The organism is Oerskovia sp. NPDC060287, from assembly GCF_042726775.1.
GTDB lineage: Bacteria > Actinomycetota > Actinomycetes > Actinomycetales > Cellulomonadaceae > Oerskovia > Oerskovia merdavium.
Genome location: NZ_JBHXBO010000167.1, coordinates 1 through 9445 on the forward strand (window position 1 = coordinate 1; position 9445 = coordinate 9445).

Below are 9445 nucleotides of genomic sequence, written 5' to 3' on the forward strand. Positions count from 1 at the left end.
CCTGTGGACCCCTGCCCTCGCCGTGACCGTCGAGCGCCTGCTCGACGGTCTGGGGGACGACGAGCGCGACGGGCTACGGATCCTCTCGGTCCTCGGCCCGTCGGAGGTCAGGGCGGTCCGGCGACTGCTCCCGTGGTCGGTCGTGGTCGCCCTCGACGACCACGGTCTGGTGCGCTTCGTCGAGGAGGAGGACAGGTCGCTCGTCGTGCTGTTCCCTCCGCTGCTGGCGGAGCACCTTCGTCACATCGGGCACGACGCGCGAGGGGTCCGTGCTCTGGACGCGATCGGGGCCACGCTGGACCCGGGGGGCGACGTCGAGGCGACGTTCCGGCGCCCCGTCCTCGGGTCGCCGATGCGCTGGTCGTCGTCGCCCGAGTCCTCGGCGATCCTCGGCAGGATCCTGCGCGAGCGGTCTGCGACCCGTCTCCTCGTCAGCCGCGACGCGTGGCGGCACGAGCCGACGAGCCGGAACACCGTGCTGTACCTCGACGCGCTCCTGACCGACGGTGCCCCGCCCGGCATCATCCGGGAGGTCCTCGACGAGTCGCGGCGGGACGACGGGACCGAGCCCCGCCGGTACGTCGCGTTCGTGCGGGCCTGGGAAGCGGGGTACCAGGCACTCGTGCTCCACGACCCGGAACGGGCGCTGGCGGATCTCGCCCGGCTCGCCGCGTCCGCCGAGGAGCGCGAGGTCTCGCTCTTCGACGCGATCGCCCTGCACGTCCGGCTCGTCGTCGCCCTCGAGCGGCCGGGCGACGCGGGACCGGAGGTGCCGGGGCATGGCAGCTCTCCGACGGGGTACGAGGCCGCTCCTGCGCCGTACCTGGTCGACGACGAGTCGTTGGCAGCACCGGGTGGGATCCTGACCCAGGTCGCCGACGTGGTCCGGCTCGTCCGGGGCGAGTCGCTCCTCGCACAGGGACGCCCCGTCGATGCCTGGCAGGAGTTCTCCGCAGTGTCTCTGCCCGAGACGTCGCCGCGGCAGGACACCGCGTCGCTCGTGCCGCAGGCTCAGCTCGTCTCGGGCGAGATCGTGATGGCGACCGACCGGTCCATGCGCCTCCTCGACGAAGCGCGCGGGACGCTCGAGCCGGGACAGATCGAGCCGCAGGGCTACGTGGTCGCGCTCGGGCTCTTCCTGCAGGGACGGCTCACAGCCCTGCGCGAGCACCTGACGAGCATCTTCGCGATCGGCGCTCCCGCGCCGCTGCGGCCGACGACCCGGGCCGGTCTGCTGGCCCTCGCGTCCGCCCTGTCGCTCCTCGAGCGGAACGTCCCCAGTGCGCGGTCGCTCGTCTCCCAGCTCGGCGCGATGCGGCTCGAGGCGGCGTTCTCCCCCCTGGCGCGCCCGTCACCACTCCTCGTCGCACTGGCACTCGAGTCGGGTCGCGACGCGCGAGAGGCCGGGCGATCGGCATGGGATCACGTCTCGTCGCTCGCCGATCGCGGCTACGTCCTCGCAGCGACGTTCGACGCCGCGATCCTCGTGGACCTCTGGCCGGACGCCGAGCGCGCCGAGCGGGTCGCCGGGCTCGCGGTCGATGCGCAGGGGAGCCTCCTGCCCGCGCTCGGACGCTATCTGCGGGCCGCTGCCGCCCGGTCCGTCGAGAAGCTCCTGCTCTCGGTCGACGAGCTCTTCGACCGAGACATGGTCACCTTCGCCGTCCGCGCCCACGTCGTCGCCATCGGGATCCTGCGCGAGGACGGAGCGACGGCGCGGGTGACGGAGGAGTCGTCCCGGCTGCGTGCCCGGGTGGCGAGCGCCGGTGAGGAGCTGGGCCTGCTGATCTCCGCGCTCACGCCCGCCGAGGAGCTCACGGCGCGCGAGCTCGAGGTGGCTCGGCTCGTCGCGCAGGGGCTGAGCAACCGCGAGGTGGCCGAGCGGCTCGTGGTCAGCGAGAGGACGGTCGACAACCACGTCTACCGGATCTTCCGCAAGCTCGGTGTCGCCTCGCGCGAGGAGATCGGCAGGCTGCTCTAGCCGCTCGGCACGGGAGCGTGCTCTGCCCGGCGGGCGTTGGGTGCGACGCGTCCCGGGCGTCTCGTCCTGGGCTGGTCCCTACGCCCCGCGTCTCGCGTACCCCACGGATCGAGGCGGCGTGCTCACCGTGCCGTCCCTGTCTGCTCAGGCTGCGCCCGGACCGCCCTGAGTGCCGCCCTCGTCGAGGGACCGTGGTTCCACCAGCGAATCGACGGAGGTGGAACCATGTACCAGCTCGGTACGACCCAGGCCGGGACGGCGCTCGCGGCCACAGGCGCGATGGCGACCGGATACACCGTGGTGGGCGCCTGGACACTGATCGTGGCAGGCCTCGCCCTCGTGACGACCGCCCGCGTGCTGCACCGGCGGCACGCCTCGCAGCGATGAGCGGGGCGGCTCCGCGGGTGGTCGCCCTCGTCCCCGCGCACGACGAGGCCGAGGCGCTCCCCGCGACCCTGGCCTCGTTGCGGGCCCAGACGCGTCCTGTCGACCGCGTGCTCGTCGTGTCCGACAACAGCACCGACGGGACCGTCGAGGTCGCGCGGCGCCTCGGCGCCGACGTGCTCGAGACGGTCGGGAACACAGGACGCAAGGCCGGCGCGCTCAACCAGGCGCTCGGTGCCGTGGAGGCGGAGAACGTCCTCGTGCTCGACGCCGACACCTCGATCGCCCCGACGTTCGTCGAGGAGGGGCTCGCCCTGCTCGACGGACGTCCTGACCTGGCCGCGGTCGGAGGGGCCTTCCGTGGCACGCCTCCGCGCTCCCTGCTCGAGCAGCTCCAGTCCAACGAGTACGAGCGCTACGCGGTGCAGATCGACGTGACCGGACGGACCGCGGTGCTGACCGGGACGGCGGCCCTGATCCGGACCGAGGCGCTCGCGGACGTGGCACGGCACCGAGGGACGCTGCTGCCCGGCCCCCCGGGGGCCGTCTACGACCCGGGCGCCATCACCGAGGACTCGGAGCTGACGCTCGCCCTGCGCACCCTCGGCTACGAGCTCGCCTCCCCGACGAGCATGTCGTGCACGACCGAGCTCATGCCGACTGCCCGGGACCTGCACCGCCAACGGGTGCGCTGGTACAAGGGGATGCTCGACAACCTCCGTGCCTACGGGGTCACCCGGGTCACTGCCCGGTACGTGGGGCAGCAGGTGATGATCGCGCTCGGAGCACTCATGCTCATGAGCCTCGTCGTCCTCACGGCCCTCACGGTCGCCGTCGGGACGTTCCGGTTCGTCCCGTTCTGGCTCGCGGTGGGCGCGGTGCTCGTGGCCGAGCGTCTCGTGACGGTCTGGGGCGGCGGGCCGCGTGCGCGTGCGCTCGCGACGCTCGTGCTGCCCGAGCTCGGCTACGACATGTTCCTGCAGCTCGCGTTCGTCCGCGCCTGTCTCCTGGCCGCCACCGACCGGGACGCGGGATGGCACCACGTCCAGCACGCGAGCACCGCCCCGGCCGGCACCTGAGCACGGCGCCTGACGCCGCCGGGGGCCGGCGTCGCCGACCGACCCGTGAAGAGCAAGCAGAGGACAGGCCGTGAGCGCCTGCCGAGGAGAGGAGACGTCGTGGACGTCCAGCCCGTCGTCGTCGGGATCGACGGTTCGAGCACGAGCCGGGACGCCTTGATCTGGGCGGTGCACGAGGCCCGCCTGCGCGGGGCGCCGCTGCACGTGGTCCACGCCTGCCCGCACCCCACCTACGACCCGGTCTTCGCGGGCGGCTTCTGCCTGCCGCCGATCGTTCTCGAGGAGGAGGAGACCGACGTCGCCCTCGACTGTGCGGGTGACCTCGCGCGGGAGACGGCACCCGAGGTCCCGGTCGAGACCTGGGCCTGCCGGGGATCCGCGACCTCGGTGCTCCTGGACCAGGCGCAGGACGGGGCCGGGCTCGTCGTCGTGGGCTCACGGGGCCTCGGCGCGGCCGGTGCGCTGTTCCTGGGGTCGGTCAGCTCCCGCGTGGCCGCTCGGTCGACGGTGCCCGTCGTCGTGGTCCCGCCCGGGACGGAGCACTCCGCCGCGGGGCCGGTCGTCGTCGGGGTCGACGGCACCCCGCACTCGACGGCCGCGGTGCGCGCAGGAGCGCGCGAGGCAGCGGTTCGGGGTGTGCCCCTCGAGCTCGTCTCGGCGCACCTCGTCCCGGCGGATCTGCTGGTCAGCCCCCTCACGCCACCGGTCGACCTCCGGTCGGCGTACATGGAGCGCGCCGAGCGCGTCGTCGAGGAGGCTGCTCGGACGGCCCGTGCCCTGGGACCGCACCTGGAGGTGCGCACCCACGTCGTCGAGGGGTTGCCCACCGACGCGATCGCCCAGGTCGCCGGGTCGACGGCGTCGCTCGTCGTGCTCGGCTCGCGGGGCCACGGCCTGCTGACGGGACCGGTCCTGGGCTCGGTCAGCCAGTCGGTGCTGCACCACGCGACCGGGCCCGTCATGGTGGTGCACGCCCAGGACTGATGGCCGTCCCGCCGCTCACCACGACAGGATCCCGTGGACCGCGTCCTCCAGGCGCGAGGACAGCGTGGTGTCGGCGACGACGGCGTCCCGCTCGTGCGCGGCCCTCGTCGGCAGGTCGGTGATGATCCCGTCGACCCCTTCGCGCACGTAGCCGCGCATCGCGGCGGGCTCGTCGACCGTCCAGACGAAGACCTGCTTGCCCGCCGCGTGCGCCTCGGCGAGCAGCGAGGGCGTGAAGGAGGACTCCTCGACCGCGACGAAGTCCGCGGTCGTCGCGGGCAGCCGCCCCAGGTTCACGGGGAGCACGTAGCCCGTCCCGATCTCCGGTGCCAGGGCCTCGACCTGCTCGACGACGTCCTTGTCGAGCGACTGCACCAGGTACGTGCCGGCGACGCCCTTGGCCTGGAGCAGCGCGACCACGTCCTCGACGTACCCGGGGGACTCGTGGCCGTGGGGCTTGATCTCGACGAGGAGGGGGACGCCGAGCTCCTGCGCACGGTCGACGAACGCGTCGAGCGTCGGGACGGTGGCCTCGTGCCCCCGCGCGCGCACGGTCGTCGCGGTGAGCTCGGCGGTCGTCAGGTCGTAGACGTCCTGGTCGGTCCCGGCGAGGCGCTCGAGGTTGGTGTCGTGGACGACGACGATCCCGCCGTCACCCGCCTGCTGCACGTCGATCTCGACGTAGGCCGGGCGGGCCGCGGCGGCGGCCTCGAGCGAGGGGATCGTGTTCTCGACCCCCCGCGACGGGTACCCGCGATGGGCGATCACGCCCGTCTCGCTGCGGTTGCCGATGTCCGTCATGACCGAGGTGTTGTAGACCGACAGGACCGCGAGGGCGACGACGCCCGCGATCCCGACGACGACGCGCACCCATCGCGGTCCGTGCAGCCGGGCCGCGACCGGCTCGGCGGGCGCGGAGTGGATCGCTCCGCCGTCGGGCCCCTCGCCCTGGCGCACACCCAGCGCGACCACCACGACCTGGGCGAGCATCGCCGCGACGAACCCCGTGACGACGAACACCGCGATCTGGACCGCCGCGAGCGAGAAGCCCGCGACGAGCGGCGACGCGTCGGGCATGACGCGGTCCGTGAAGCGCGTCGGTGCGAGACCCACGTTCACGACGCCCACCAGGAACGTCGCCGCGACCGCGAGCACGACGCCGAACAACACCACGAAGCGCCACGTGTGCCAGCGCGTCAGGCGCCAGCTCGTCGCCATCGATGCCGCGACCGACGCGTCGCTCGTGACGAACACCGCGAGCGTGAGGACCAGGCGCAGGTTGAGGTAGAGCACCCCGGCGAGGAAGCCGTAGTAGAGCCAGGTGCCCGCGTCGGTCTCGAGCAGCGACCCCACGACGAACCGCGGGATGCGGATCCCGCGCACGACCGTCGCCACGACCCCCACGTTGCCGAGCGGCAGGACCACGAAGAAGTACGGCACGAACAGCAGCACCTGAGGGCTGAGGAGCTTGCGCGCCGCCCCGAGCAGGTCGCGGGCGACCGTGCGGACCGTGACCGGCTCGCGGTGAGCGAGCCGGTGGGCGATCACGAGCAACGCCCCCACCTGGACGAGCACCACGAGGCACGCGAGGGCTCCGATGAGGAGGATCAGCAGGTCCGCGACGGGCGAGCGCAGGACCTCGCCGAGGGTCCGCTGCGTGAGGGCCTCGACGCCGGCCTGGTCGAGCGCGAGCTCGAAGAGCCACGCGAGGCCCGGGAAGACGACGAGCACGCTCACGCCCTGGAGCAGCAGGATCGCCTTGAGATACGTGCCGAACGAGGTGCCGAGGTAGGTCAGGGCGGCGCCCAGCGTCGGCCAGGTGCGCGCGGTCCTCACCCCGCGAGCCTAGGTCACGGGAGGCGGGAGACCGGCCAGCGGCCTCCTCGCGCCTCGCCCACGAGGCCGTGAGGAAGGAACTCCACGGAGCCGGGCTTCGTTGTGCAGTACCACGTGCTCATCACCTGCCCACGAGCTGAGAGAGACGGCTGATGGACTCCGGAACCTGGCTCAACGTCGGGCTGGTCCTCGTGTTCGTGCTGGTCGGCGGCGTCTTCGCCGGGACCGAGTTCGCCCTGGTCTCGTTGCGCGACTCGCAGATCAAGCAGCTCGAGCAGCAGGGGCCGCGGGGCGAGCGGGTCGCCGGGGTGGCGCGCGACCCCAACAGGTTCCTCGCCGCCGTCCAGATCGGCGTGACCGTGGCCGGATTCCTGTCCGCGGCCTACGGTGCGTCGACTCTCGCCCCCGACTTCGTCCCGGCGCTCGAGTCGCTCGGGCTGCCGACCGGGCTCGCGTCGACCGTCTCGCTCGTCGCGCTGACGCTCGTGATCTCCTACCTGTCGCTGGTGCTGGGCGAGCTGGTCCCCAAGCGCATCGCGCTCCAGCGGTCCGCCCAGGTCGCGCTCGTCGTCGGGCCGCCGCTCGACCGGTTCGCGACCGCGATGCGGCCCGTCATCTGGCTCCTGTCGCGGTCCACCGACCTGGTGGTGCGCCTGCTGGGCGGCAACCCGACCGCGCGGAGCGAGGAGATGACCGAGGAGGAGCTGCGCGACCTCGTGATCGCGCACGAGGCCTTGCCCGAGGACGAGCGGAAGATCCTCACCGACGTGTTCTCGGCGGCCGGACGGTCGGTCGTCGAGACCATGCGGCCACGCGGCGAGGTCGTCTTCCTGTCCGCCGACCTCCCGCTCGTCGAGGCGGCCGCGGTCGTGCGGACGCAGCCCTACTCGCGCTACCCGGTCACGGGAGAGGACTTCGACGACGTCGTCGGGTTCCTGCACGTCCGCGACCTCCTCGACGCTCACGACGACGCCCCGACGGGCGTGCCGCGGACCGTGCGCGACGTGACACGTACCGTGCTCGAGCTGCCCGGCACGAACCAGCTGCTGCCCTCGCTCTCGCTCATGCGGCGGACCGGGGTCCACCTCGCGATCGTCGTCGACGAGTACGGGGGAACGGACGGGATCGTCACGCTCGAGGACCTGGTCGAGGAGCTCGTCGGGGACATCCGCGACGAGTACGACCTCGCCCACGAGCCCCTGGCCCGGGGGAGCTTCGACGCGGGCCTCACGCTCGAGGCGTTCGCCGACCAGACCGGCATCCGGCTCGCCGACGGCCCGTACGAGACCGTCGCCGGGTACGTCATCTCTCGCCTGGGTCGGCTGGGGGTGGTCGGAGACGCCGTCGACCTGCCCGGGCACCGGTTGACCGTGAGCGCGATCGAGGACCGGCGCATCCGTCAGGTCACGGTCACGGCGCTCCCCGAGGTGGGCCCGGAGAATTGACGTGAGCGCGAACCGGGGCGCAGGTACCGTGCGGACGGGCCGCAGACCGCGGGCCCGTCCGCGACCCCCGAGGAGCCCGACGTGTTCTCCCAGATCATCACCGACTTCTGGCGTGCTCCGCTCGTGGACGGCGAGGTCCTGCACCAGGACGGGTCGCTCGTCGTGGTCCGCGACGCGGCGCTCCCCGAGGACCGCCGCGTCACGGTGCTGACCACCACCGCCGGGGCCGAGGGGGCGGCGAGCACGGTCCTGGTCGCGCTGACCCCCGTGGTGGCCGACGCCCTGAGGCTGACCGGGCGCGACGACCTGACCGAGGCCGCCGTCCGGCAGGCGCTGCGCGACGCGCAGATCACGCTGCACGAGGCCGACTGCGTCTTCCACTGGTCCGAGGAGGCTCGGGCCGAGCTGCTCGCCGAGGCCGACGAGCCCGGCGTGCGCCGCCTGACCGCGAAGGACGCCGACGCCTTCGCCGCGTTCGAGGCGAGCGCGTCCGAGCAGGACCTCGACGACGCGTACGTCGAGCTCGACCACTGGGCGGTGTTCGGCGCGTTCGCGGGCGGACGGCTCGTGAGCGCGGCCAGCATGTACCCCTGGGCAGGCTCGCGCCTCGCCGACACGGGCGTCCTGACGCTGCCGGAGCTCCGCGGGCAGGGGCACGCGCGACGCGTGGTGCGGGCGATCAGCCGGTACGCGTACTCCCAGGGGCAAGAACCCCAGTACCGCTGCCAGGTCGACAACACGGCGTCCCGGACGCTCGCGGTCCGGGCCGGTCTCACACAGCTCGGGACGTGGGAGGTCGTCTCGCCCGACCCGGCCGGCTGAGGGCCGGGCCGGGCCGGGCCGGGCCGGGTGAGACCGGACCTAGGGCGCTTCGGCGATCCTGCGGATCGTGTCGAGGCGCCGCTCCCACGTGGCGCCGATCGCGTCGAGGGCGCGGGCCGTCTCGGTGAGACGTGACCCGACGGCCCGGTAGCGGACCTCCCGCCCGACCCGCACGGGCTCGACGAGCCCGGCCTCGGCGAGGACCGCGAGGTGCTTGGCGATCGCCTGCCGGGTGATGGGCAGGCGGGACGCCAGGGCGGAGGCCGAGAGGTCTGCCGCCCCCAGCTCCTGGAGCAGGCGCCAGCGGGTGTCGTCGGCGAGCGCGGCGAACACGGGGGCGAGGGTCGGGGTCGTCATGCCGTCCGGCCGTCGGGGACGGGACGGTCGGAGCCCTCGAGGAACGCGACGAGCTCGTCGAGCTCGCCCGTCCACCCGGACCGGTTGCTCTCCATGGCGTGGGCAGACCCCTCGCCGAGGTGGTCGAACCCGGACTCGACGACGCTGAGCAGCGTCCCCGGCCCGTCGGGGGCGAGCGTGAACCGGACCTGGGTCGAGTTGTCGTCGCGCAGGGGCGCGCCGGGCTGGTTGGTCCACGTGAAGGCGAACGTGACGGGCTCGTCGTACTCGTCGATGCGGACGGCGAACTCGCCGTACCCGTCGAAGCAGAACACTCCTTCGCCGCCGACGCGCAGGTCCGGCAGCGAGGCCTTCTGGCCGAACCACCGGGCGATGAGGTCGTCACGGGTGAGTGCCGCCCAGACCTGGTCGGGGGTCGCACGGACGAGGACGGTGCGGGTGACCTGGAACTTCTCGGAGTCGATGACAGCCTGCTGGTCGATGGACGTCATGGTCGTTCCTCTCGAGGGGATCAAGTGCAACTTCAGAGTTGCACATGACAGAGCCCAGTGCAACCC

The 9445-nt window shown here is 73.1% G+C and carries 9 protein-coding genes; 6 read left to right on the top strand and 3 right to left on the bottom strand.

Annotated features, from left to right (window positions below; genetic code table 11):
* The 4 genes from ACFWFR_RS14100 to ACFWFR_RS14115 form a co-directional block, all read left to right on the top strand.
* On the top strand, positions 1–1981 hold a 1981-nt coding region (locus ACFWFR_RS14100; protein WP_377623363.1), incomplete at its 5' end, for a LuxR C-terminal-related transcriptional regulator.
* A 225-nt stretch (positions 1982–2206) separates the two neighbouring features.
* Positions 2207–2368 carry a hypothetical protein gene (locus tag ACFWFR_RS14105; RefSeq protein WP_157257401.1) on the top strand — a complete coding sequence of 54 codons (162 nt, stop codon included), beginning with the start codon at positions 2207–2209 and terminating at the stop codon, positions 2366–2368.
* 17 nt (positions 2369–2385) lie between these two features.
* On the top strand, positions 2386–3444 hold the full coding sequence (locus ACFWFR_RS14110; RefSeq protein ID WP_377623364.1) for a glycosyltransferase family 2 protein: 1059 nt from the start codon (positions 2386–2388) through the stop codon (positions 3442–3444).
* A gap of 99 nt (positions 3445–3543) precedes the next feature.
* Complete coding sequence (locus tag ACFWFR_RS14115) at positions 3544–4428, top strand: universal stress protein (protein WP_377623365.1); 885 nt, start codon at positions 3544–3546, stop codon at positions 4426–4428.
* A 15-nt stretch (positions 4429–4443) separates the two neighbouring features.
* Here ACFWFR_RS14115 and ACFWFR_RS14120 read toward each other — a convergent pair whose 3' ends face one another.
* Positions 4444–6264, bottom strand: coding sequence for a glycerophosphoryl diester phosphodiesterase membrane domain-containing protein (locus tag ACFWFR_RS14120; protein ID WP_056647411.1), 1821 nt, complete (start codon positions 6262–6264; stop codon positions 4444–4446).
* A 152-nt stretch (positions 6265–6416) separates the two neighbouring features.
* On the opposite strand from ACFWFR_RS14120, the gene ACFWFR_RS14125 reads away from it, so the two are divergent.
* Positions 6417–7709: a hemolysin family protein gene (locus tag ACFWFR_RS14125; RefSeq protein ID WP_377623366.1), complete on the top strand. Its 1293-nt coding sequence runs from the start codon at positions 6417–6419 to the stop codon at positions 7707–7709.
* An 81-nt stretch (positions 7710–7790) separates the two neighbouring features.
* On the top strand, positions 7791–8531 hold the full coding sequence (locus ACFWFR_RS14130) for a GNAT family N-acetyltransferase (RefSeq protein WP_377623367.1): 741 nt from the start codon (positions 7791–7793) through the stop codon (positions 8529–8531).
* 39 nt (positions 8532–8570) lie between these two features.
* Here ACFWFR_RS14130 and ACFWFR_RS14135 read toward each other — a convergent pair whose 3' ends face one another.
* Complete coding sequence (locus tag ACFWFR_RS14135; RefSeq protein ID WP_191805425.1) at positions 8571–8888, bottom strand: helix-turn-helix transcriptional regulator; 318 nt, start codon at positions 8886–8888, stop codon at positions 8571–8573.
* Positions 8885–9379 (bottom strand): SRPBCC domain-containing protein, encoded by a 495-nt coding sequence (locus ACFWFR_RS14140; RefSeq protein WP_377623368.1) that lies wholly within the window; start codon positions 9377–9379, stop codon positions 8885–8887. The genes ACFWFR_RS14135 and ACFWFR_RS14140 overlap by 4 nt, the downstream gene beginning before the upstream one ends.
* Positions 9380–9445 lie beyond the last annotated feature (66 nt).